We start from the raw sequence: 24,257 nt of genomic DNA on the forward strand, positions 1-24,257 counted from the left end.
TATGGTGACGAATCGTCAGCGCTACCGTGAAAAAGTCTCCCAGATGGTCAGCTGGGGGCACTGGTTTGCCCTGTTCAACATTCTGCTGGCGACGCTTATCGGCTGTCGTTATCTGTTTGTCGCAGACTGGCCGACGACGCTAACCGGGCGTATTTACTCCTGGATAAGCGTTGTAGGGCACTTTAGCTTTTTGGTTTTCGCCACCTATCTGCTGATCCTCTTCCCGCTGACGTTTATCGTCATGTCGCAGCGTCTGATGCGATTTTTATCCGCCATCCTTGCAACGGCAGGGATGACGCTGCTGCTTATCGACAGTGAAGTGTTCACCCGCTTCCACCTGCATCTCAATCCCATCGTCTGGGAGCTGGTGATTAACCCCGATCAGAGCGAAACGGCCCGTGACTGGCAGCTGATGTTTATCAGCGTCCCGGTGATCCTTCTGATAGAGATGCTGTTTGCCACCTGGAGCTGGCAAAAACTGCGCAGCCTGACCCGCCGACGCCATTACGCGAAACCGGTGGCCGCGATCTTTTTCATCTCCTTTATCAGTTCGCACATCATGTATATCTGGGCGGATGCGAACTTCTATCGCCCGATCACCATGCAGCGGGCGAACCTGCCGCTCTCTTATCCAATGACGGCGCGTCGTTTCCTTGAGAAGCACGGTCTGCTGGACGCACAGGAGTACCAGCGTCGTCTGATTGAGCAAGGGAATCCGGAAGCGGTTAGCGTGCAGTATCCGCTGAGCGATTTGCGCTATCGCGATATGGGACGCGGGCAGAACGTCCTGCTGATCACCGTCGATGGTCTGAACTACTCCCGTTACGAGAAGCAGATGCCCGCGCTGGCCGAGTTCGCCAGCAAGAACGTGACGTTCACCCAGCATATGAGCTCCGGCAACACCGCCGATGCGGGCATTTTTGGTCTGTTCTATGGCATTTCAGCCGCCTACATGGACGGCGTGCTTTCTGCGCGCATTCCTGCAGCGCTAATCACCGGGCTCAATCAGCAGGGATATCAGTTAGGGTTGTTCTCCTCAGATGGCTTTAACAGCGCGCTGTACCGTCAGGCGCTGCTGTCTGATTTCTCCCTGCCAGCCGCAGAAAGCCAGTCGGACGAGCAGACCGCCAGTCAGTGGATTAACTGGCTGCAGCGTTATGCGCAGGAAGATAATCGCTGGTTCTCATGGGTTGCCTTTAATGGCACCACGCTCGATGACAGCAATCAGAAAGGCTTTGCGCGCCGCTACAGCCGTGCAGCAGGCAATGTTGATGACCAGATTAGCCGCGTGCTTGATGCCTTACGCGAATCCGGCAAGCTCGAAAACACCGTGGTGATCGTGACGGCAGCCCACGGCGTACCGCTGGGCGACGAAGCGAAGAGTATGAGCTGGTCGCGGCCGAATCTGCATGTTCCGCTGGTGATCCACTGGCCGGGCACCCCCGCTCAGCGCATTAACATGCTCACCGAACATAAAGATGTGATGACCACGCTGATGCAACGACTGCTGCACGTCAGTACACCGGCAAATGAGTATTCACAGGGGCAGGATCTCTTCAGCGCCACGCGTCGCCACAACTGGGTCACGGCAGCGGGCAATGATACGCTGGCGGTCACCACGCCAATGCTGACGCTGGTATTGAACAATAACGGAAACTATCAGACGTATAATCTGCAGGGTGAACGGCTGAAAGACCAGAAACCGCAGTTGAATCTGCTGCTACAGGTTCTGACGGATGAGAAACGGTTTATCGCTAACTGATTAATTATAAACCAGTTAGCCTCAGATTCCCTTGCATTCAAAACGGAATCGAGTAGTATTCATTTCATGCGTCGGCACGTAGCGCAGCCTGGTAGCGCACCGTCATGGGGTGTCGGGGGTCGGAGGTTCAAATCCTCTCGTGCCGACCAAAACTATTTAAAAACCAGCCATATGGCTGGTTTTTTTGTGCACAAAAAAAGCCAACCCGCAGGCTGGCTTTTGAGATCGCAAGTGAACGCTTAGTGCTTGTCGCGCCCGCCAAGGAAGAAAATACCCAGCGGAATGGCAAGCAGGACGGTGAACACCAGGCTGTAAACGAAGATCATCGCCGACTGCAGGACATACATGCTGGTCGTCCACGCAGAGAGTGGAATGTTGTACTGTTCGATGACGCCGACAATGGTTGCCCGGCCCACGCACGCGGCCGCAATCATAAACACAACCAGCAGCGCCAGGAGGAACTTACGGCCTTCAGGTGTTTTCAGTTTTGCACGAATCATCTCTCTTCCCTTTACAGATGAATAACATTATGTATGCCTTAAAATAACACGATCTGTCGCCAGACTCCACAGAAGTACAAACCACCACAAAAATGGCACTACATTAGCTCATTACACTGCTTTTATTGAAAATGTAAGTAAATCACGCTAATCATTCATGGGCGTTATGCTAATCTCATCAGGATGGTTTTGACATAAAGGAATGACTGTGAAAAACGCACCTAAATTTGCCCTTGCCCTGATCGCCGCCGCGTGCGTCAGCACCAGCGCCTTCGCAACTGAAAGCCAGAAGGTACAACCTCTGGAAAAAATCGCGCCTTATCCGCAAGCGGAAAAAGGCATGAAGCGTCAGGTGATCCAGTTACCGGCTCAGCAAAATGAAGCGAATTTCAAAGTGGAACTGTTGATCGGCCAGACGCTGGAAGTGGATTGCAACCAGCATCGTCTCGGCGGACAGCTGGAAAGCAAAACGCTGGAAGGCTGGGGCTACGACTACTTTATCTTTGATAAAGTGACGTCACCGGTTTCCACCATGATGGCCTGCCCGGATGGCAAGAAAGAGAAGAAATTCGTGACCGCGTATCTGGGTGATAACAGCCTGTTACGCTACAACAGCAAACTGCCAATCGTGGTGTATACGCCGGAAAACGTGGAAGTGAAATATCGCGTGTGGAAGGCGGATGAAAATATCGGACAAGCGGTAGTACGTTAAGAATAAGTCGGGTGGCGGCTTCGCCTTACCCGACCCGGAATGGGTGTGCTCTGGTGCCCTCATTCCAACCCTCTCCCGGTGGGAGAGAGAGAAAACACTAAAAACGGTAACGGATGTTACCGTTTTGCTTTTACCTTACAGCGCGATATCCGCCACCGGTTTGTTTTCTGCCTGCGGCTTCAGCTCCGCTTTTGGTGCAGCATCAGCAGCCTGCGGCTTAACGTATTGCAATTGCAGCACGCGGCTGGTGTATTCCAGCTCCTGCTCCGTCGCGTCCACGTTACCGTTCAGCTTCGTACCGTAGGATGGAATAATCGTTTTCAGCTTCGCCTGCCATTCCGGCGTGGCGACTTTATCTTTAAACACTTTTTCCATCAGGTGCAGCATGATAGGTGCAGCGGTAGAGGCGCCAGGGGAAGCCCCCAGCAGGGCGGCAATAGTGCCGTCTTTATCGCTTACCACTTCGGTACCCAGACGCAGCACACCGCCCTCTTTCGGATCGCGTTTGATGATCTGTACGCGCTGACCCGCCTGCCACAGACGCCAGTCTTCTTTCTTCGCCTGCGGATAGTACTCTTTCAGCGCCTCGAAGCGTTCTTCATCAGAAAGCATCACCTGGCTAATCAGGTATTTCACCAGATCGAAGTTATCCAGCCCGACATCCATCATTGGCTTCACGTTTGAGGTGGTGGTTGCGCTCAGCAGATCCCACAACGAGCCGTTTTTCAGGAACTTAGTGGAGAAGGTTGCAAACGGCCCGAACAGCACCACACGCTTACCGTCAAGCATACGGGTATCGATGTGTGGAACGGACATTGGCGGCGCCCCAACGGAGGCCTGACCATACACTTTTGCCAGATGACGGTTCACCACTTCCGGGTTTTCCGACACCAGGAACTGACCACCCACCGGGAAGCCCGCGTAGTCGTCCGCTTCCGGAATACCGGACTCCTGCAGCAGTTTCAGCGCCGCACCGCCCGCACCAATAAAGACAAACTTTGCCTTGATAACGTGCTCGGCTTCGTTGTTTTTCAGATCGGCAACGGTCACGCTCCAGCTGTTGTCAGCGTTGCGCTTAAAGCCACGCACTTCGGTGCTGAGCTGCAGATTGAAGTTCTCTTTTTTCTTCAGAGAAGCCACCAGCTGACGGGTGATTTCGCCATAGTTGACGTCAGTACCAATCTCAGTACGGGTTGCCGCCACCTTCTGGTTCGGGTCACGACCTTCCATCACCAGCGGTGCCCACTCTTTGATCTGCGCGTGATCTTCAGAATATTTCATGCCGCGGAACAGCGTGCTCTGCTGCAGCGCCGCGTAGCGCGCGCGCAGGAAGTTCACGTTCTGCTCGCCCCACACAAAGCTCATGTGCGGCACGGTGTTGATGAAGGAGTGCGGATCGTGCAACACGCCGCTGTTCACCTGGTGAGACCAGAACTGGCGAGAAATCTGGAATGCTTCGTTGATCTCTACCGCCTTCTCGATACTAATGGAACCGTCCTTTTTCTGCGGCGTATAGTTCAGTTCCATGAGTGCCGAATGTCCGGTACCGGCGTTATTCCAGCCGTTTGAGCTTTCCTGCGCCACGCCATCGAGGCGCTCGACCATGGTCATTGACCAGTCCGGCTGAAGCTCTTGCAGATAGGTTCCCAGCGTGGCGCTCATGATGCCGCCGCCAATTAAAAGGACGTCCGTTTCCTGCTCTTTTGGTGCGTCAGCTTTCGCCGCCATGGAGACGGTGTTCAGCCCCACGGCCAGAGAAAAGAGCATGGCAGTCATTTTTTTCATAATTTTGCCTTAGTTGAGTAGTGCTTGAAGCGTGGAAATTGCAGGTGAAAAAAGCTGCGGGGGGAACGGTAGCAACTTTTAAATATTGTTTAAAGGTTACGAAATTATTGTAATTGTGAAATTTAATGATGGATTGTTTGTGTGGGATTGCCGGATGAAACTGGCAAGGCGCGTTATTTCTGGTTACTATGCTGCACTTTGTGATCGCGCGCACGGAAGCCCGCCCTAATCTGCGAATTGTTATGTCATTACCCCATGCTTCTCTTTCCCGTGAAGACCAGGTCGCCACGGTGCTGCGTTCCCCTCAACTGCTGCTACGCGAAACGCTGGCAGGCGTAATTACCGCTCTGGCCCTCATTCCTGAGGTGATCTCCTTTTCCGTGGTCGCAGGCGTTGACCCAAAGGTCAGCCTGATTGCCTCTGTGGTGCTGTGTCTGACCCTTTCAGCGTTCGGCGGTCGTCGTGCGATGGTCACAGCAGCTGCGGGCTCCGTCGCGCTGGTGATTGGCCCGATGGTGCATCAGCACGGCGTGCAGTACATCCTGCCGGCGGTCCTGATGGCGGGGATAATCCAGATTCTGTTTGGCGTGTTCGGAATGGCGCGCCTGATGCGCTTTATTCCCCAGTCGGTGATGACCGGTTTCGTAAATGCGCTGGGATTGTTAATTTTCTTCGCACAGGTTCCCCACTTCTGGAGCCGCAGCCCGCTGATTGTGGGCCTGTTCGTGCTGACGCTGCTGATTGTGCTGTGGGTGCCGCGCTTTGTTAAAAGCATCCCGTCACCGCTTATTGCGATTGTACTGCTCACCCTGTTCACCGTTACCAGCGGACAGGTTCTCCCGACGGTGGGGGATGAAGGTTCTATGAGCAGTGGTTTGCCAGGGATGACGCAGCTGCTCGTTCCGCTGAACATGGAAACGCTCAGCATCATCTGGCCATGCGCGCTGAGTATCGCTTTTGTCGGCCTGCTGGAATCACTGCTGACGGCAAAACTGGTGGATGAACTGACCGCGACGACGTCCAGCAAACGCCGTGAAAGTATTGGTCTGGGCGCAGGGAATATTCTTGCCGGGTTGTACGGCGGGATCGCGGGCTGTGCCATGATCGGACAAACCATTGTCAACGTGGAGATGGGCAAAGGTCGCAGTCGCGTCTCAACTTTTGCAGCGGGCATGGTGCTGCTGGTGCTGGTCACCGCCCTCAGTGAGGTGATGGCAAAAATCCCTATGGCCGTTCTGGCCGGGATCATGGCGATTGTTGCCATCAAAACGTTTAACTGGCACAGCCTTCAGCCTGCCACGTTAAAAAGTGCGCCCATTGCCGAAACGGTTGTGATGCTGATTACCGTTGCAGCAACGGTTTCAACCGGTAACCTGGCCATTGGCGTGCTGGGCGGGATTATTGTGATGGTATTGCTTCCCGCCCGGCTCAAGCGTCGGCTTAAAGAAGAAAAATCGTTGCAAGCCCAAGAAAAATAAAGAAACCGCCGGTATCGGTGATGGCGGTAATCATCACGCTCGACCCCACCGCGGGGTCGCGCCCCAGTTTGGTCATCGTCAGGGGGATAATGACCCCCATCATGGAGGCCACCAGCAGATTCAGCACCATCGCCAGCATCATCACCCCGCCTAACGCCATATCATCGTACAGCCACCAGGTAATGCCGCCCATAATGCCGCCCCACACCAGGCCGTTAATCAGTGCCACCCCCATCTCCCTGAAGATCAGGAAGGCGAAGTTACCCGGCTGAATGTTCTCCAGCGCCAGTGCACGGACGATCATGGTAATGGTCTGGTTGCCGGTGTTGCCGCCAATACCGGCCACAATCGGCATCAGCGAGGCCAGCGCGACCAGTTGTGAAATGGTGTGTTCAAAGCCGTCGATCACCCGGGAGGCGATAAATGCAGTGCAGAGGTTAATGGCGAGCCATGCCCAGCGGGTTTTCACCGCCTTGCCGACGGAGGCGTGGACGTCATCTTCGGCGCTGATCCCGCCGAGCGCACGTAAATCGTTATCGGTCTCTTCGTAGACCACGTCAACGATCTCATCGATGGTCAGACGCCCCATCAGTTTACCCACAGAATCGACGACCGCCGCGCTCACAAGGTCGTCACGTTCGAAGGTACGGGCCGCTTTTTCCGCGTCGTCTTCCGGGGAGAAGACCATCGGCTCGGTTTCCATCACCTCACTCACCCGCCGCTGGGTGCTGTTGAGCAGGATCGTTTTAAGCTCCAGCTCGCCAAGCAGGGTTTTATCCCGGGAGGTGACGAACAGTTTATCGGTGTTGTCCGGCATGCTGCCCAGGCGACGCAGATAGCGCTGCACCGTACCGAGAGTTACATCCGGGCGCACCATGATGACGCCAAACTCCATAATGGCGCCCACGCTGTGTTTGTCATAGTGCATCACCTGACGCACGCGTGCCCGCTCTTCCGCAGGCAGCGAAGCCAGCAGTCGCCCGGTCAGGTTTCGCGGCAGGTGCTGAACGAGGTAAATCTGCTCGTCAATGTCCAGCGTCTGCAGGGCATCGAGGATATCCCGGTCGCTCATCTCATCAATGAGATCGTCCCAGACGTTTTCAGAGGCTTCCAGCAACACCTGCCCGCGCTCGTGATCCTGCACCAGCCGCCACAGGGCGTGACGCTCTTCCGAGGGGAGGGCTTCCAGAGTATCCGCCAGATCCGGCGGAGGTAAATGAGCAACCAGCGCACCTACCTCAGCAATATCGTCGGCCAGCGTGCCGACATCATATTGCTCAGCCAGGGTCAGTTTGCCCAGTAACGCAGAGGTGACCGCTTTATCCGTCGTGAGGAGCCAGATGAGACGCGCACGTTCCTGGTCGCGCTGCCTGGCACTGTTTTTCTTTAAAACCGACATTAATCATAAATCCATGAAATAAGTTGGCTTTAAGCATAGCGCGGAGATATGTAAATAAGAATAAACAACGGGGCGGGATGGAGAAAAAATCGGCATAACATGCACGATTTATCCCCTCTCCCTGTGGGAGAGGGTTAGGATGAGGGCTTCAAGCCGTGCGCGCCACCGCATCGCGAGACGCCGCATCGCGCTCCTCACCGGTCAGCTCGCTCAGCTTGCCGTCACGCATCTCCAGCAGCCGGTCGGCGTGAATGAAGTAGTGATCGTCATGGCTGATGGCAAAGATGGTTTTGCCCATCGCCTGCATCAGCGGCAGCAGCACCTGGTAGAACTCGCGGCGGAAATGCGGGTCCTGATCCGCTGCCCATTCGTCCAGCAGAATGATGTCGCGCTCTTCCGCCAGGGCCAGCAGCAGCGCCACGCGCTTTTTCTGGCCTTTCGAGAGCTTCAGGTTGAGGATCTTGCCGTCCTGCAGCTCAAGCTTGTGCGACATCTGCAGATGCGCCAGCCACTTCTCCAGCAGCGCCGGGTTAGCCTGTTGCCCTTCCGGCCCCAGCAGCTGGTCGAAGAGCCAGACATCGGTGAATACCGCCGAGAACAGCTTGCGATAATCCTCAGGCTTCTCTGCGCTGAGCGCGCGGCCATCCAGCAGAATGTCACCCGATTGCGGCTGATATAACCCCGTCAGCAACATCGCCAGCGTCGATTTCCCGCTGCCGTTACCGCCAATGAGAAACAGCAGTTCGCCGCGATGAATCGTCAGATTGACCGGCCCCACGGAAAAGGCGTTGTCCTGGTAGCGGAATGTGACGTTACGCAGTTCCAGCGTTTGCCAGTTCGGGAAGGCCTGAGGGCGCGGGAACTCGGCTTTGAACGGCGCAAGGTCGAACTTTTTGAGCTTATTAAACGCCACCTGCGCGCTCAGCAAGGTGGGCAATGCGCCGACGGCAGAGAGCAGCGGTGTGCGCAAAAACAGCAGCGTCAGGGAGTAAGTTGCCGCTACATTGGTATCGGCCCAGCCCAGGCTGTTGGCCATCCAGAAGACCAGGCCAATCGCGCCCAGCATCATAATGTTCGACCAGTTAACCGCGCTCAGGTGGAAGGTATCGGCACGGATAATATGGTGCCGGTATTCACGCGCGTCCGGGATGTAGAGGTTGTTGAAGATATGCTCGGCACGCTCGCGGTTCAGGGTCAGCTCTTTACGCCCTTCCAGTACCGTCTGGTAATCGTTATAGAGTTTGTCCTCGGTTTCACGCAGTACCGCCATGTGTTTGTAGACGCGGGAAACCAGCAGAAAACCACCCCAGATGGTGATAGTAATCCACAGTGCCGTAACGGCCAGCATCTTGCTGGAGAGCCAGGCGAGATAGGCCGCCGAGCCAACGGTCAGGATAATGCCCTGCACCAGCTCCGGCAGACGGACAAACGCAATGGTGATGGCGCGCACGTCGCTGGTCAGTCCCGCCAGCAAAGAGGCACTGCCGAGCTGCTCGACGCGCTCCACCTGGGTATCCAGGATCCGCTTGATAAACTCGCTGCGCAGGCGGAAGACGAAATGATGCCCGAGGGCCGTCAGCGCCAGCTGGGAACCCAGCGTGACCGCCATCAGCAGCAATAATAGCCCCAGAAATTCCGGCAGAACGGACAGCGAGGTGTCGACCATTTCGATCAAACGCACGTTGATGAAGGCGATAAGACCAATACCTAATGCGGCGCTGGCAAGGCTTAGCGCCATTACCGCAATAAAGGGCCAGCGATACTGACGCCAGACAAGAAGAAGTAGTTGCATGCAGGCAATCCGGACAATAAAAATCAGCCAGCAGTGTAAACTGCCCTGCGTTTACATCAAGAATAATTCTTATTTTTGTTTGCCTGGCGCGGTCTGGCGAAAAGTCAGGTTAAAGCGGAACTCGCCCGTCTGCGGATGGACGCCAGGCTTCAGTGGCTGAATGCCGTGGTAATAGAGCCGCGACTCCCTGCCCCACACCACCACATCCCCATGCTCCAGCATCAGACGCTGGAGAGGATCGTTGCGGCGTAATCCGCCGAACTGGAATATGGCGGGCAGACCCAGGGATACCGAGACGATCGGCGCACGCAGATCGGGTTCATCTTTATCCTGATGCAGCGAGAGTTTCGCCCCAACGCCATAGCGGTTGATAAGACAGGCATCCGGTTGAAAATCGGGATAGGTGGCCTCGACGGCGGCATCATGGCAGAGCGCCTGAAAAACCGCAGGCATGGGCGGCCAGGGCTTGCCGGTGACGGGATCGTCCGGGGTATAGAGATAGCCCCGTTCGTTGGTTGCCCATCCTGCCGTACCGCAGTTGGTCATCGCCACCGACATGGTGTAGCCGCCAGGCGTCACCATATGTCGGAATGGCGAAACGGCCGCGACGTCCTGGATCCCGGCCAGCAGCGCCGAGGCCCGGGAGAGTGCAAACCGGCGCAGGATCACTGCGCCAGGCGCTAGCGGCTCCTGCCAGGGTTCTGCATCCGCAAAGAGATCGAGCATTATCCCTCCTGATTCCTGGACTCACGTTTCAATAATAGCGCCTTTCGTTCCGTCCCCCAGCGATAGCCCGAAAGCGCTCCGTCCTGGCGTACAACACGATGGCAAGGGATGACGATCGCCAGTTTATTTGCGGCACACGCTGCGGCCACCGCACGTACCGCGCCAGGTTTGCCAATCGCCTGCGCCACCTGCTGGTAGCTGGCTGTTTCACCGCAGGGAATATTGCGCAGGGCCTGCCAGACCAGCTGCTGGAAAGCGGTTCCGCGAATATCCAGCGGCAGAGCCAGCGGCACGCCACGGTTATCGATGGTATGGATAACCTGAGCAATACGTCGGGCAAATTCGCCTTCCAGCGGCGCGCGTTCAGCGTCCGGAAACAGCGACAAAATCTCCTGGGTGACTTTGGCATCATCATCGCCCAGCAATATTGCGCAGATCCCCCGCTCGCTTTCGCCCACCAGACAGCGGCCTAAGGCACACTCGCTGATGGCATAGCGCACTGCGACATCCCCTTTACGGTACTGCTTTGCCGTCATGCCCAGCGCGTCATTGGCTTTACGATAGTAGCTGCTGCTGTCCGGGAACCCTGCCGCCAGCACGGCATCGGTTATTTTATCCCCGTGGGCAAGCGCATTGCGCAGGCGCTGTCCCCGCGCCGCCTGCTGCCAGGCTTTTGGCGTCATCCCGGTTACGGATTTAAACAGGCGGTGAAAATGGAAAGGACTCATGGCAACCTGCTGCGCCAGCATTTCCAGCGTTAACGCGGGATCCTGCTCCAGCAGGCGGCAGGCGCGCTCCACTTTTGCCAGCTTCTCTTCCTGCGGGTCGCGTTTGTCCGGTCGGCAGCGCTTGCACGGCCGAAACCCAGCCTGAACAGCATGGTGCACATCGGGGTAAAAGTGGACATTTTTACGCAGCGCGTGTCGGGCGCGACAGGACGGACGACATACGATCCCTGTCGTCTGGACGGCAAAGACAAATTGTTCGTCAGCACGCGGATCGCGGGCCAGCACAGCCTGCCAGCGATCCTCATCGGTCATATAGGTCGGGTTTTTCATCATCGGCTCCTCTTACAAGCATACCTACAGCTTGCCTGAGCGCCAGCAATCAAAAACCCGCAACCTTGCTTTTTAATTCTTTTCGCTCACCAGGAAGCTGTCGAACTGCGGTGAACTCCAGGTCTTAAAGCCGTCGGCCTCTTTGGTGATCATATAGACCGCCAGCCCTTGCTGGCGAACCACCTCTTTGGCTTTCTCAGTACCGAGCACCATTAACCCGGTATCCCAGGCATCGGCTTCCAGCGCCGTCGGGGCAATCACCGTAACCGAGACCAGATTATGCGTAATGGGTCGCCCGGTCTGGGGGTCAATGACATGCGAGATCCGCTTCCCGTCGAGCTCGTAATAGTTACGGTAGCTGCCGGAGGTGCTGATGCCGTGGCCGTTAATATCGACAATCGCCTGCACCGCATTTTGCTGGTCGGTCGGTTTTTGAATCGCCACACGCCACGGTTTGCCGCTGGCGTTCATCCCCCGGCTGACCAATGCGCCCCCCACGGAGACCAGATAACGCGGGATGCCTTCCTGAGCCATCAGTGCGGCCAGATGATCCGCCGCATAACCTTCCCCGACTGTCGACAGGTCAACAAACAGATCGGGGATGTCTTTTTGCAGATACTGCTGCCCGTACTGGTTGATCACCGTCAGGTGCTGAAGCCCTGTCCGGGCGCGGGCGTCGTCAATGGCCGCCTGATCGGGGGTGGTCACCGGTTGCTTATTTGGTCCGAATCCCCAGAGGTTAACTAACGGCCCCACGGTCACGTCCATCGCACCGTGGGTTTTATAGCCCACGCGCATCGATTCGGTCACGATATCGGCCATCTCCTCGCTCACCGGCCACAGGGACGTGCTGGTAGAGAGGTTAAAGCGCATCAGCGCCGAGTCGTTTTTGTAGGTGGATAGCAGCTGATCGTCGGCATCCAGCTGAGACTGAATTTTGCCGCGGAGTTCTTCTGCGCGTGCTTTATCAAGGTTCATTACGCTGACGCGCCAGAATGTCCCCATCGTTTTGCCTTCCAGCACCGTCGCCGCTGGCGCGTCGGTGTGTGCCACAGGCGTGGAAGAGTCACATGCGGTCAGGAAAAAAAAGGTTGCCAGGACGCTGGCGCGTAAAAAAGTCATGTCCATTCATTATTATCCTCATGCCAGGGCGGCAAGAGTACACCAAAACGCGGGAATTGAAAGGCCTTAAAAAAGGCAATAAAAAGGGGCCAGCCGGCCCCTTTGTTACACTGAAAAGCGATTAGAACTGGTAAACCAGACCCAGTGCTACGATATCGTCAGTGCTGATACCTGCGTTACGGGTGAACTCTTTGTCATCCAGCAGGTTGATTTTGTAGTCCACGTAGGTAGACATGTTTTTGTTGAAGTAGTAAGTCGCACCAACATCAACATATTTCAGCAGATCCTGATCGCCGTAACCTTCAATGTCCTTACCTTTGGACTGCAGGTATGCCACGGAAGGACGCAGGCCGAAGTCGAACTGGTACTGAGCAACCACTTCGAAGTTCTGCGCTTTGTTAGCAAAGCCGTAAATATCGCTGCTGCTCTGAGAGTTGCCGAAACGGGTTGCGTTGTAGGTCTGGGAGTATTGCGCCGCCAGGTAGATGTTGTTGGCGTCGTATTTCAGACCACCAGAATAGACTTCAGCGCGATCGCCTTCGCCTTTCAGCGCAGGGTTAGCGGTGTTGTTCTGGTCAGCAGTACGTTTGGAAGAAGACATTGCACCACCGATGCTGAAGCCTTCACCCAGGTTATAGGTCAGGGACGCACCGTAACCGTCACCGTTCTGTTTCAGGGTGCTGCGGCCGGTGTCGTTTTCACCGCTTACGCTGCCGTTTTTCCCCTGATACTGCAGAGCAAAGTTCAGGCCATCAACCAGACCGAAGAAGTCCTGGTTACGGTAAGTTGCTACACCGTTAGCACGGGATTGCAGGAAGTTATCTGAACCATAAGTGTCGCCGCCGAATTCTGGCAGAACGTCAGTCCAGGAGGTTACGTCGTAGATCACGCCATAGTTACGACCATAATCGAATGAACCCGCGTCAGCGAATTTCAGACCCGCGAACGCCACACGCGTCCAGGCCTGGTTGTCGCTTTCAGTCGTGTTACCCTGAATCTGGTATTCCCACTGGCCGTAACCGGTCAGTTGATCGTTAACCTGAGTTTCGCCTTTGAAGCCAAGACGCATGTAGGTCTGGTCGCCATCCTGACCGTCGTCATCAGAGAAATAGTGCAGACCATCGACTTTGCCGTACAGATCTAATTTGTTGCCGTCTTTGTTATAAATTTCAGCCGCATTTGCTGCGCCTGCTACCAGCAGTGCTGGTACCAGGAGGGACAGTACTTTAACTTTCATTTTATTAACCCTCTGTTATATGCCTTATTATTACCACTGCTTACCGGTTAACCCTCTTAACCAGTCGGCAATTTCATTCTCCTCAAAATTACAGAATAATCCAACAGGAATATGATACGAAAACTTTGAAAATGTTTCATTTCACTATCAAGATGTTTCATTTGTAAACATCAAGGAACTTTTACAAAGCACAAAGCGCTTAGAAAATTAGCACTAATAATCAAGCGAAAATATATGCCCATACAAATCAATCGGTTGCGATAAAGAAAATTACAGAACTGAATGACAAAACAAGATCGTGCGTAATCACTAAAATAACTCTCGCTATCATCATTAACTTTATTTATTACCGTCATTCAGCTTTGAATGTCTGTTTATCCCTAATTCAACCGAATGCTTCGCATTCGGTTTTTTTTTACCTTTCTTTACGTAATTATTCTTTTTTTGTGCTACCGCACAGAAATCATAACGACTATTAACTAAATTCGCCTGAAACCCCTTCCGCATAAAACGCAACGCAACAAAACATAATTTCTTGTTTATTCGTGCTATTCTCTGTCTGATATCGAGCGTAATCTGTACATTCACCTGGAGTATGTACACATTTAATACAGACCATTCAGTAGTACTCACAGAGGAAAAAGTCGCGTGTTCAAAGGCTATGAGGCTGGAAATTCAGTTATTACCCTTTATACTGCCCTATCGCCATAAAGCACGGCCATTACGGGTTAAACATATCAATGAGTCAGACTGAAACTACCGCCCCGAGCAAATTCTCCCTTCTCCCCGGGAGCATCACCCGTTTCTTTCTTCTTTTGATCGTTGTGCTGTTGGTCACGATGGGGGTTATGGTTCAGAGCGCGGTGAACGCCTGGCTGAAGGATAAGAGCTATCAGGTCGTTGATATCACGCATGCCGTGCACAAGCGCATTGACACCTGGCGCTACGCCACCTGGCAGATTTACGACAATATCGCGGCCGCCCCGGCGACGTCCTCAGGCGAAGGGCTGCAGGAAACGCGACTGAAGCAGGACGTTTACTACCTGGAAAAGCCGCAGCGCAAAACGGAAGCGCTTATTTTCGGCTCGCACGACAGCGCGACGCTTGAGATGACGCAGCGCATTTCAACCTATCTGGATACCCTCTGGGGTGCCGAGACGGTGCCATGGTCGATGTACTATCTGAACGGTCAGGATAACAGCATGATCCTGATCTCGACCCTGCCGCTTAAAGATCTCTCCTCGGGTTTTAAAGAGACGACCGTGGGCAGCATTGTCGATTCCCGCCGGGCAGAAATGCTGCAGCAGGCGAACGCCCTTGATGAACGCGAAAGTTTCTCTTCCCTGCGCCGTCTGGCCTGGCAAAATGGCCATTACTTTACCCTGCGCACCACCTTTAACCAGCCAGGACATCTGGCGACGGTTGTGGCGTTCGATCTGCCGATTAACGATCTGATCCCGCCGGATATGCCGCTCGACAGCTTCCGCCTGGAGCCGGACAGCAGTACCCAGAACATGCGTGCCGCCTCGGACAAAGAGGCCGCAGAAAGCGTTTCTATCTCCTTTAACGGCTCGAAGATTGAAATTGCCTCTTCGCTGAACTCAACCGGTATGCGCCTGGTGTGGCAGGTGCCGTTTGGCACGCTGCTGCTCGACACCCTGCAAAATATCCTGTTACCGCTGCTACTGAATATTGGGCTACTGGCGCTGGCGCTCTTTGGCTACAGTACGTTCCGTTTCCAGCCCGGGCGTCAGAGCGATGCCTCAACGGTCCCGGCCGGAACCAGTAATGAATTGCGCGTATTACGTGCCCTGAATGAAGAAATCATCTCAGTACTGCCGCTGGGTGTGCTGGTTCACGACCAGGAAGCCAACCGCACGGTGATGAGCAATAAAATTGCCGACCATCTGCTGCCGCATCTTAACCTGCAGAACATCACCACCATGGCGGATCAACATCAGGGGGTGATTCAGGCCACCATCAATAATGAACTGTACGAGATCCGTCAGTTCCGCAGCCAGGTCGCCTCCCGCACGCAGATCTTCATTATTCGCGATCAGGATCGCGAAGTACTGGTGAACAAAAAACTGAAGCAGGCGCAAAGACTGTATGAGAAAAATCAGCAGGGTCGCGCCGCGTTTATGCAAAATATTGGTGATGCCTTCAAACAGCCATTAAGAACGCTGGCGACGCAGGCAGCGGCGTTGAGCACGCCTGAAAGCCAACAGCTGGCAAGCCAGGCGGATTCGCTGGTGCGGATGGTGGATGAGATCCAGCTCGCGAACATGCTCGAGAACGACTTCTGGAAAGGCACGCCGACCCTCTTCTCGATTCAGGATCTGATTGACGAAGTAGTGCCGGAAGTTCTGCCGGTGATTAAGCGCAAAGGTCTGCAGCTGCTGATCAACAACCATCTTCCGGCCAACGACGAACGTCACGGCGATCGTGAGGCGCTGCGTAGAATTCTGCTGATGATTATTCAGTACGCCGTCACCACCACGCAAATTGGCAAAATTACGCTTGAGGTCAATACCGACGAGTCCGCGGAGGATCGTCTGACGTTCCGTATCCTCGATACCGGTGAAGGCGTTACAACCAGTGAGATTGATAATCTGCACTTCCCGTTCCTGAACGATACCCAAAGCGATCGCTACGGTAAGGCCAATGCCCTGACCTTCTGGCTGTGCGATCAGCTGGCGCGTAAGCTTGGCGGCCATCTGAACATTAAAGCCCGTGAATCGCTTGGCACCCGTTATTCGCTGCACGTAAAAATGGCCGCCAATCCTCAGGAAGAAGATGAAGAACGCCTGCTGGACGATGTGGTTGTGATGGTGGATGTGACCTCGAACGAGATCCGCAATATCGTGGTACGCCTGCTGGAAAACTGGGGTGCGGCTTGCATCACGCCGGATGAAAGACTCTCAAGTCAAGAATTTGATCTGTTTTTAACTGATAATCCGTCTAATCTTACTGCCTCCGGCTTGCTTTTAAGCGATGATGAGCCAGGCGTGCGAAAAATCGGCCCAGGCCAGCTGCGCGTCAACTTTAATATAAGCAATGCGATGCAGGAAGCTGTACTACAACTAATAGAAGAGCAACTGGCGCAGGAAGAGATAGCGGAATCCCCGTTAGGCGGCAATGAAAATGCCGAGCTTCACGCCAGCGGATATTATTCACTCTTTGTTGATACAGTACCAGATGATGTTAAGCGGTTGTATACTGAGTCCGCTGCAAATGATTTTGCAGCGCTGGCGCAGACAGCACACCGGCTTAAAGGGGTGTTTGCCATGCTTAATCTGGTTCCCGGCAAGCAGTTATGTGAAACGCTGGAACATCTAATTCGTGAGAAAGATGCCTCTGGCATTGAAAAATACATCAGCGACATTGACGCCTACGTCAAAAGCTTGCTGTAGCAAGGTAGCCTAATACATGAACAATATGAACGTAATTATTGCCGATGACCATCCGATTGTACTGTTCGGTATTCGCAAATCACTTGAACAGATCGAGTGGGTGAATGTAGTCGGTGAATTTGAAGACTCTACAGCACTGATCAATAACCTCCCAAAACTTGATGCACACGTGCTCATTACCGATCTCTCCATGCCTGGAGACAAATACGGTGATGGGATCACGCTCATCAAATATATTAAACGTCACTTCCCGGACATCTCGATCATTGTTCTGACCATGAATAACAACCCGGCGATTCTGAGCGCCGTGCTGGATCTGGATATCGAAGGGATTGTACTGAAACAGGGCGCACCAACTGACCTGCCTAAAGCGCTGGCTGCGCTGCAGAAAGGCAAAAAGTTCACCCCTGAGAGCGTCTCTCGTCTGCTGGAAAAAATCAGTGCAGGTGGCTACGGTGACAAACGCCTGTCGCCAAAAGAGAGCGAAGTTCTGCGTCTGTTCGCTGAAGGTTTCCTCGTGACCGAGATTGCCAAGAAGCTGAACCGCAGTATTAAAACCATCAGTAGCCAGAAGAAATCAGCCATGATGAAACTGGGCGTGGACAACGATATCGCGCTGCTGAACTATCTCTCCTCCGTGACGCTGAGCGCGACGGATAAGGATTGATCCAGAACGGGTGTGCGTTCTGATGCCCTCACTCCGTCCCTCTCCCACGGGGAGAGGGTGAAAAGTAAAAGGCCCTTACGGGCCTTTTTTATGTCCGCGTTTTTCTCACGCGATCCGCGTAAATCGACAATGTCTGCTTTAATACGTCCAGCGTAACCGGTTTCGACAGACAGCTGTCCATTCCTGACTCCAGGCAGCGCTGTTTCTCTTCCGCCAGCGCATTCGCCGTGACGCCAACCACCGGCAACGTCAGACCAAGCTGGCGGATACGCTGCGTCAGACGATAGCCGTCCATATTGGGCATATTCACGTCGCTGAGAACGATATCAATATGGTTTTTACTGAGCACATTCAGCGCATCCACGCCGTCATTAGCGGTCTTACATTGATAACCCAGCGAGCCCAGCTGGTCAGCCAGCAGGCGACGGTTAATCGGATGGTCATCCACGACCAGAATCATCATATCGTCGTTCACCGACGCCAGCGATTCCGGTGACGGCAGGGTCGCCGCGCCATCGTTCTCTTCGAGCTCCACGCTGTAGATGCGCGCCAGCAGCCCCAACAGCTCATGTGGAGTCGCCACACTGTGAACCCACTCGCCCGGCGCACGCTCAACCGGAATACCGATGTGACGACGACAGAACATCACCACGCCCCTTCCCTGCCACGGTTGCGCCAGCGTGTCATCGGTGATCAATACATCGTCCACGTCCGGCGTCTGGCCTTCATAACGGGAAACCCGCACGCCGCTGTGGTTCAGCAGTGCCGTCAGATAATCATTCAGCGAGGCGTTGTGCACCGCCAGCCAGCAGCGCTTATCGCTCAGGCCGTCAACCGTCGTTTTCGCCGGATACTGCGCAGAATAGAGCGGAATACGAATGGTGAACTGGCTGCCCATACCGGGTTCGGTATCCACCGAGATATCGCCGTCCATCATGCTGACGAGCTTCTCACAAATTGCCAGCCCCAGTCCGGTCCCCTGGAAGTTACGCTGCACGCCGGTACCAACCTGGAAGAACGGGTCAAACAGACGAACCACTTCCTTCGCCGGGATCCCAACACCGGTATCCCGCACGCGAATGCTCAGGTAGTCCCCTGCCCGGCACACATGCAACACGATACAGCCGATGTCGGTGAACTTTATGGCGTTACTGAGCAGGTTCGAAATGACCTGCTGCAGACGCATAGGATCGCCATGCAGCGTCAGCGGTACGTCTGGCTCAATAAAGCAATAGAGACCCAGCTGTTTACGTACCACCAGCGGCAGATAGTTGGCGCTGATGTGGTTCATCACCTCGCGCGGAGAGAACTCGCGCGGTTCAATTTTCAGCTGCTCGGACTCAATTTTCGAGAAATCGAGAATGTCGCTGATGATTTTCAGCAGCAGGCTTGAGGAGTTGTTCATCGCCGTCACCAGGCGATCAACGCCTTTCGGCAGCTCTTTGGTTTGCAGCAGATCGAGGTTGCCGATAATCCCGTACAGCGGCGTACGCAGTTCGTGACTGACGGTGGCAAGGAACATGGATTTCGACTGGCTGGCCTGCTCTGCCGCCTGGGCCATCTCCTGCAAAGACTCTTCCATCTTCACACGTGCTGAGACATCCACCAGCACGCAAATCGCCACGTTTTCATTGCGATAGCGCGAATGCACGAAGCTTATCTGTAAGTTGGTGTGGGTGCTGGTCAGCACGTCGACAAAATTCACCTGCTGACCACAGATAATTTGCGTCAGCCTTTGCCGGTCCTCGTGCGTCAGCATGTTCAGGTAGTTATGCGCCAGTTCATTACTGAGGATATTGGTGCCGTCCTGGGTGCGCAGGATACAGATCCCCACCGGTGCGGAGGCAACAATCTTACGGTTAAACTGCTCGTGTTCCTCCAGACGCTGGGCATCGCTTTCAGCGGGGATAAAAATCTTCCGCTCATACATCCGCGCCAGGGTAAACAGCGCGCCACCGGCCAGCACGTTCAGCAGGATGGCATTCATGATAAGAATACGGATCCGCTCAAGCACCATATCCACCGGCAGGGAATAGACGATACTCAACGACGATGGCGGTAAGCTTTTCTTCAGCACCAGCTCACGGAATCCTGAGGTATAGCCAAACCACGAGCGCTCCTGCATCCAGTGCGGATCGACGTTCAGGCGATTATCCGGCCCGGTGAGTGAAATCAGGGGATGGCCGTTCTCATCCAGAATGGTCACTCCCATCGGCAGGCTGCCCGGCGTGAAGAAGTTTTCCATGCGGATGGTCTGTTCAATGCCCAGCAGCGCCTGCAGGCGATTGCCCAGATAAACCGGCGTCAGCGCATAGAAATAGCCCACACCCATGCGCGGCCCCTGGCTTATCCAGAAGATGTTATTCCCGCGCTCGTCCTGCGGCGCATTGCGGTATTTCAAAATGCGTTCATGCAGGCTTTTCAGCGCGTCATCACGTTCGACGGGCACATCGCGAAGGCCAAAGTCGGCCATGCAGAGGTTTTCGCTGCCAATCAGGAACACGCGGTTCAGGTCATAGGCGGCGGAGAAGTTGTCGCGCCAGTAGCGCATAAACCAGGAGAGCGATTCCAGGGAACCGCGCCAGGTATTGCTCATGGCGGAGCAGTCGGAATCCGGGAACAGCGGCTCGAAATCCGGTACTTCGGTTTTGTCATTACGGCCGCGGATGGCAAGAATACCGTTTTCCGCCGTCAGGCGATTTTCGGCAATGTACTTCAGCTCCTTCATCACGTCGGAGGTGCGCTGAATATAGCGCTGGGCCTGATCGGAACTTAGGTTAAATTCCTGACGGATCTCCGCTTCTTTCTGGTGCAGCGCGTTGACGATGTAAAACACCGAGGACAAGGCCACCAGTAACCAAAGCAAGAGCGCCAGCGCCCGAAACAGATAGCGAGAGACTTTCAGCGTGGTTCGAAAGGAGACGAGGTATTTCAAAGGGGCGAGGCTCCGCCGTCGGGGTCAAAAAGAATGTGGTTAAGGTAGCGGTAAACGCGGCTTGTCGCAACGTTGACTTGTCTGCATCTGCAAAAGAAAAGGGCCGGAATCCGGCCCTTTATGCGTCAGGAGACATTACTCGTCAGCGTCATCCGCTGCATCATCGTCGGTGTCCACTTCCGGTGCGATATCATCATCACCTTCCGCGACGCTACCGTCGATGGAGTCGAGCTCTTCGTCGTCCACTGGCTCAGCAACACGTTGCAGCCCCACCACGTTTTCATCTTCCGCCGTACGGATGAGGATAACGCCCTGGGTATTACGACCCACCACGCTAATCTCCGACACGCGGGTACGCACCAGCGTACCGGCATCGGTGATCATCATGATCTGGTCGGCATCGTCTACCTGCACCGCGCCCACAACGGAACCGTTGCGCTCGGTCACCTTGATAGAGATAACGCCCTGCGTGCCACGCGACTTGGTTGGGTATTCCCCTTCCGCGGTACGTTTACCGTAACCATTCTGCGTCACGGTCAGGATAGCCCCTTCCCCGCGCGGAATAATCAGAGAAACGACGCTGTCTTCGCCCGCCAGTTTGATACCGCGAACGCCCGTTGCGGTACGACCCATTGCGCGGACGGCGTCTTCTTTGAAGCGCACCACTTTACCGGCTGCGGAGAAGAGCATGACTTCATCTTTGCCTGAAGTCAGATCGACGCCAATCAGCTCATCGCCTTCGTTCAGGTTCACCGCGATGATACCGGCAGAACGTGGACGGCTGAACTCGGTCAGCGCGGTTTTCTTCACGGTACCGCTGGCGGTCGCCATAAAGACGTTCACGCCCTCTTCGTACTCGCGTACCGGCAGAATGGCAGTGATACGTTCGTTCGCTTCCAGCGGCAGCAGGTTAACGATCGGACGACCACGTGCACCACGGCTCGCTTCCGGCAACTGGTAGACCTTCATCCAGTACAGACGCCCCCGGCTGGAGAAGCAGAGGATAGTGTCATGGGTGTTCGCCACCAGCAGACGGTCAATAAAGTCTTCTTCTTTAATACGTGCCGCAGATTTGCCTTTACCACCACGACGCTGTGCTTCGTAGTCAGTTAACGGCTGATACTTCACGTAGCCCTGGTGAGACAGGGTCACAACAACGTCTTCCTGGTTGATCAGGTCTTCGATGTTGATATCTGCGGAGTTGGCGGTGATTTCGGTGCGACGCTCATCGCCGAACTGATCGCGGATCAGCTCCAGCTCTTCGCGGATCACTTCCATCAGGCGCTCTGCGCTGCCCAGGATGTGCAGCAGTTCAGCGATCTGCTCCAGCAGCTCTTTATATTCGTCGAGCAGTTTTTCATGCTCAAGGCCGGTCAGTTTCTGCAGACGCAGATCCAGAATCGCCTGGGCCTGCTGTTCAGTCAGGTAGTACTGACCATCACGCACGCCGAATTCAGGTTCCAGCCACTCAGGACGCGCGGCGTCATCACCGGCACGCTCCAGCATTGCCGCAACGTTGCCAAGATCCCACGGACGGGAAATCAGCGCGGTTTTCGCTTCCGCCGGGGTTGGCGCGCGACGGATCAGCTCGATGATCGGGTCGATGTTGGCCAGCGCCACAGCCAGTGCCTCAAGGATGTGGGCACGGTCACGCGCTTTACGCAGTTCGAAAATGGTACGACGGGTCACCACTTCGCGGCGGTGACGGACAAACGCGCTCAGGATCTCTTTCAGGTTCATGATCTTCGGCTGACCATGGTGCAGTGCAACCATGTTGATACCGAAGGAGACCTGCAGCTGAGTCTGGGAGTACAGGTTGTTCAGCACAACCTCGCCCACCGCGTCACGTTTGATTTCAATCACGATGCGCATACCGTCTTTATCAGACTCGTCACGCAGCGCGCTGATGCCTTCAACACGTTTTTCTTTTACCAGCTCGGCGATTTTTTCAATCAGTCGCGCTTTGTTCACCTGATACGGGATCTCGTGAACAATGATGGTTTCACGGCCGGTTTTGGCATCTGCTTCCACTTCGGCGCGGGCACGGATATAAATCTTGCCGCGACCGGTGCGGTACGCTTCTTCAATACCACGACGACCGTTGATGATGGCCGCCGTCGGGAAGTCCGGGCCCGGGATGTGTTCCATCAGCCCTTCAATGCTGATGTCTTCATCGTCGATATAGGCCAGGCAGCCGTTGATCACTTCGGTGATGTTGTGCGGCGGAATGTTGGTCGCCATCCCTACGGCGATACCGGACGAACCGTTCACCAGCAGGTTAGGGATCTTCGTTGGCATGACGTCAGGAATTTTTTCCGTGCCATCGTAGTTATCAACGAAATCAACCGTCTCTTTTTCCAGGTCGGCCATCAGCTCATGGGCAATTTTCGCCAGACGGATTTCCGTATAACGCATTGCCGCGGCGGAGTCGCCGTCGATAGAACCAAAGTTACCCTGACCATCTACCAGCATGTAACGCAGCGAGAAAGGCTGCGCCATACGAACGATGGTGTCGTACACCGCGGAATCACCATGGGGATGGTATTTACCGATTACGTCACCAACGACACGGGCAGATTTTTTGTAGGCTTTATTCCAGTCATTGCCCAATACGTTCATGGCGTATAGTACGCGACGGTGTACCGGCTTCAGGCCATCGCGGACGTCCGGCAGCGCACGGCCAACAATGACCGACATCGCATAGTCCAGATAGGAGCTCTTCAGCTCTTCCTCGATGTTAACCGGTGTAATTTCTCTCGCAAGGTCGCTCATCTAACCGCTATCCCTCTACTGTATCCCGGATTCAAAGGTCGCAAATTATAACACAGCCGCGGTGATACAGGTAAACCTATACGCTTTATTCACAGGGATTGCCTGATATACTCATTCGTCTTGCTAAATAAGGAGTAAAAGCGCCCATGAATGCCGAAAAATCCCCGGTGGCTCACAACGTAGACCACGAAGAGATTGCCAAATTTGAAGCGGTGGCGTCCCGCTGGTGGGATCTCGAAGGTGAGTTCAAACCTCTGCATCGCATCAACCCGCTGCGTCTGGGCTATATCGCGGAGCGTTCCGGCGGTCTGTTCGGTAAAAAAGTGCTCGATGTCGGTTGCGGCGGCGGCATCCTGGCAGAGAGCATGGCGCGCGAAGGGGCCACCGTCACCGGCCTGGATATGGGTTTTGAACCGTTGCAGGTTGCCCGTCTGCATGCGCTGGAGTCCGGGATTCAGGTGGAGTACGTACAGGAAACCGTTGAGGAACACGCGGCAAAACATGCGCACCAGTACGACGTGGTTACCTGCATGGAGATGCTGGAGCACGTTCCCGACCCGCAGTCCGTCGTCAACGCCTGCGCAAAACTGGTGAAACCGGGCGGCCAGGTCTTCTTCTCCACCATCAACCGTAACGGCAAAGCCTGGCTGATGGCCGTCGTCGGCGCAGAGTATGTACTGCGCATGGTGCCCAAAGGTACACACGACGTGAAGAAATTCATCAAGCCTGCCGAGTTACTGGGCTGGGTTGACCAGACGTGGCTCAAGGAGCAGCACATCACCGGTCTGCACTACAATCCGCTGACCGATAAATTCAAACTCGCCCCGGGCGTGGATGTTAACTATATGTTGCACACCACCGCCAAAAACGACTAACGTCATCCATTATTCTTATAAAGA

The 24,257-nt window shown here is 54.8% G+C and carries 16 protein-coding genes and 1 tRNA gene; 7 read left to right on the plus strand and 10 right to left on the minus strand.

Going from position 1 to position 24,257, the window contains the following annotated elements; all coding sequences use genetic code 11:
• The first annotated feature begins 1 nt into the window (after position 1).
• Positions 2 to 1,762 (plus strand): LPS biosynthesis-modulating metalloenzyme YejM, encoded by a 1,761-nt coding sequence (gene yejM, locus AX755_RS19950; protein ID WP_062857304.1) that lies wholly within the window; start codon positions 2 to 4, stop codon positions 1,760 to 1,762.
• Between the two features lie 72 nt (positions 1,763 to 1,834).
• Positions 1,835 to 1,911, plus strand: a tRNA-Pro gene (locus AX755_RS19955).
• Positions 1,912 to 2,001: 90 nt separating this feature from the next.
• Here AX755_RS19955 and AX755_RS19960 read toward each other — a convergent pair.
• Positions 2,002 to 2,262: a DUF2534 family protein gene (locus AX755_RS19960; protein WP_013097997.1), complete on the minus strand. Its 261-nt coding sequence runs from the start codon at positions 2,260 to 2,262 to the stop codon at positions 2,002 to 2,004.
• A 202-nt stretch (positions 2,263 to 2,464) separates the two neighbouring features.
• On the opposite strand from AX755_RS19960, the gene eco reads away from it, so the two are divergent.
• On the plus strand, positions 2,465 to 2,974 hold the full coding sequence (gene eco / locus AX755_RS19965) for a serine protease inhibitor ecotin (protein WP_029883097.1): 510 nt from the start codon (positions 2,465 to 2,467) through the stop codon (positions 2,972 to 2,974).
• A 135-nt stretch (positions 2,975 to 3,109) separates the two neighbouring features.
• Here the strand turns inward: eco and mqo are convergent, their stop codons facing one another.
• Positions 3,110 to 4,759 (minus strand): malate dehydrogenase (quinone), encoded by a 1,650-nt coding sequence (gene mqo / locus AX755_RS19970; protein ID WP_020690675.1) that lies wholly within the window; start codon positions 4,757 to 4,759, stop codon positions 3,110 to 3,112.
• A gap of 188 nt (positions 4,760 to 4,947) precedes the next feature.
• Between mqo and AX755_RS19975 the strand changes: the two genes are divergently transcribed.
• Positions 4,948 to 6,237 (plus strand): SulP family inorganic anion transporter, encoded by a 1,290-nt coding sequence (locus AX755_RS19975; protein WP_062857305.1) that lies wholly within the window; start codon positions 4,948 to 4,950, stop codon positions 6,235 to 6,237.
• Here AX755_RS19975 and mgtE read toward each other — a convergent pair.
• From mgtE to AX755_RS20005, 6 genes are all read right to left on the minus strand, one after another.
• Positions 6,200 to 7,636 (minus strand): magnesium transporter, encoded by a 1,437-nt coding sequence (gene mgtE / locus AX755_RS19980; protein WP_013098001.1) that lies wholly within the window; start codon positions 7,634 to 7,636, stop codon positions 6,200 to 6,202. The two genes, AX755_RS19975 and mgtE, sit on opposite strands and share 38 nt — an antisense overlap.
• 148 nt (positions 7,637 to 7,784) lie before the next feature.
• Positions 7,785 to 9,428 carry a multidrug ABC transporter permease/ATP-binding protein gene (locus AX755_RS19985; protein WP_062857306.1) on the minus strand — a complete coding sequence of 548 codons (1,644 nt, stop codon included), beginning with the start codon at positions 9,426 to 9,428 and terminating at the stop codon, positions 7,785 to 7,787.
• Positions 9,429 to 9,497: 69 nt separating this feature from the next.
• Positions 9,498 to 10,154 carry a DNA oxidative demethylase AlkB gene (gene alkB / locus AX755_RS19990; protein WP_062857307.1) on the minus strand — a complete coding sequence of 219 codons (657 nt, stop codon included), beginning with the start codon at positions 10,152 to 10,154 and terminating at the stop codon, positions 9,498 to 9,500.
• The gene (gene ada, locus AX755_RS19995; protein WP_062857308.1) at positions 10,154 to 11,212 is read right to left on the minus strand and encodes a bifunctional DNA-binding transcriptional regulator/O6-methylguanine-DNA methyltransferase Ada; all 1,059 of its coding nucleotides are present in this window, start codon (positions 11,210 to 11,212) and stop codon (positions 10,154 to 10,156) included. Before ada ends, alkB begins: the two co-directional genes overlap by 1 nt.
• Before the next feature lie 72 nt (positions 11,213 to 11,284).
• Positions 11,285 to 12,340 carry an FAD:protein FMN transferase ApbE gene (gene apbE / locus AX755_RS20000; RefSeq protein WP_013098005.1) on the minus strand — a complete coding sequence of 352 codons (1,056 nt, stop codon included), beginning with the start codon at positions 12,338 to 12,340 and terminating at the stop codon, positions 11,285 to 11,287.
• A gap of 115 nt (positions 12,341 to 12,455) precedes the next feature.
• Complete coding sequence (locus AX755_RS20005) at positions 12,456 to 13,571, minus strand: porin OmpC (RefSeq protein WP_023619744.1); 1,116 nt, start codon at positions 13,569 to 13,571, stop codon at positions 12,456 to 12,458.
• Between the two features lie 740 nt (positions 13,572 to 14,311).
• On the opposite strand from AX755_RS20005, the gene rcsD reads away from it, so the two are divergent.
• Together rcsD and rcsB are read left to right on the plus strand one after the other, a co-directional pair.
• Positions 14,312 to 16,984 carry a phosphotransferase RcsD gene (gene rcsD / locus AX755_RS20010; RefSeq protein ID WP_023619743.1) on the plus strand — a complete coding sequence of 891 codons (2,673 nt, stop codon included), beginning with the start codon at positions 14,312 to 14,314 and terminating at the stop codon, positions 16,982 to 16,984.
• A gap of 16 nt (positions 16,985 to 17,000) precedes the next feature.
• Positions 17,001 to 17,651: a response regulator transcription factor RcsB gene (rcsB, locus tag AX755_RS20015; protein ID WP_003859405.1), complete on the plus strand. Its 651-nt coding sequence runs from the start codon at positions 17,001 to 17,003 to the stop codon at positions 17,649 to 17,651.
• A gap of 88 nt (positions 17,652 to 17,739) precedes the next feature.
• Here rcsB and rcsC read toward each other — a convergent pair whose 3' ends face one another.
• A complete protein-coding gene (gene rcsC / locus AX755_RS20020; RefSeq protein ID WP_048972308.1) occupies positions 17,740 to 20,586 on the minus strand; it encodes a two-component system sensor histidine kinase RcsC in 2,847 nt (948 codons plus the stop codon).
• 135 nt (positions 20,587 to 20,721) lie between these two features.
• On the minus strand, positions 20,722 to 23,358 hold the full coding sequence (gyrA, locus tag AX755_RS20025) for a DNA topoisomerase (ATP-hydrolyzing) subunit A (RefSeq protein ID WP_013098009.1): 2,637 nt from the start codon (positions 23,356 to 23,358) through the stop codon (positions 20,722 to 20,724).
• A gap of 146 nt (positions 23,359 to 23,504) precedes the next feature.
• Between gyrA and ubiG the strand changes: the two genes are divergently transcribed.
• On the plus strand, positions 23,505 to 24,233 hold the full coding sequence (ubiG, locus tag AX755_RS20030) for a bifunctional 2-polyprenyl-6-hydroxyphenol methylase/3-demethylubiquinol 3-O-methyltransferase UbiG (RefSeq protein ID WP_020690665.1): 729 nt from the start codon (positions 23,505 to 23,507) through the stop codon (positions 24,231 to 24,233).
• Positions 24,234 to 24,257 lie beyond the last annotated feature (24 nt).

The sequence above is a fragment of the Enterobacter sp. SENG-6 genome, assembly GCF_001605945.1.
Classification (GTDB): Bacteria; Pseudomonadota; Gammaproteobacteria; order Enterobacterales; family Enterobacteriaceae; genus Enterobacter; species Enterobacter cloacae.

Bases quoted from the DNA above. Each gene is read 5' to 3' on its own strand.
- yejM (WP_062857304.1), top strand. From the start codon at position 2: ATGGTGACGAATCGTCAGCGCTACCGTGAAAAAGTCTCCCAGATGGTC.
- AX755_RS19960 (WP_013097997.1), bottom strand. From the start codon at position 2,262: ATGATTCGTGCAAAACTGAAAACACCTGAAGGCCGTAAGTTCCTCCTG.
- eco (WP_029883097.1), top strand. From the start codon at position 2,465: ATGACTGTGAAAAACGCACCTAAATTTGCCCTTGCCCTGATCGCCGCC.
- mqo (WP_020690675.1), bottom strand. From the start codon at position 4,759: ATGAAAAAAATGACTGCCATGCTCTTTTCTCTGGCCGTGGGGCTGAAC.
- AX755_RS19975 (WP_062857305.1), top strand. From the start codon at position 4,948: ATGCTGCACTTTGTGATCGCGCGCACGGAAGCCCGCCCTAATCTGCGA.
- mgtE (WP_013098001.1), bottom strand. From the start codon at position 7,636: ATGTCGGTTTTAAAGAAAAACAGTGCCAGGCAGCGCGACCAGGAACGT.
- AX755_RS19985 (WP_062857306.1), bottom strand. From the start codon at position 9,428: ATGCAACTACTTCTTCTTGTCTGGCGTCAGTATCGCTGGCCCTTTATT.
- alkB (WP_062857307.1), bottom strand. From the start codon at position 10,154: ATGCTCGATCTCTTTGCGGATGCAGAACCCTGGCAGGAGCCGCTAGCG.
- ada (WP_062857308.1), bottom strand. From the start codon at position 11,212: ATGAAAAACCCGACCTATATGACCGATGAGGATCGCTGGCAGGCTGTG.
- apbE (WP_013098005.1), bottom strand. From the start codon at position 12,340: ATGGACATGACTTTTTTACGCGCCAGCGTCCTGGCAACCTTTTTTTTC.
- AX755_RS20005 (WP_023619744.1), bottom strand. From the start codon at position 13,571: ATGAAAGTTAAAGTACTGTCCCTCCTGGTACCAGCACTGCTGGTAGCA.
- rcsD (WP_023619743.1), top strand. From the start codon at position 14,312: ATGAGTCAGACTGAAACTACCGCCCCGAGCAAATTCTCCCTTCTCCCC.
- rcsB (WP_003859405.1), top strand. From the start codon at position 17,001: ATGAACAATATGAACGTAATTATTGCCGATGACCATCCGATTGTACTG.
- gyrA (WP_013098009.1), bottom strand. From the start codon at position 23,358: ATGAGCGACCTTGCGAGAGAAATTACACCGGTTAACATCGAGGAAGAG.
- ubiG (WP_020690665.1), top strand. From the start codon at position 23,505: ATGAATGCCGAAAAATCCCCGGTGGCTCACAACGTAGACCACGAAGAG.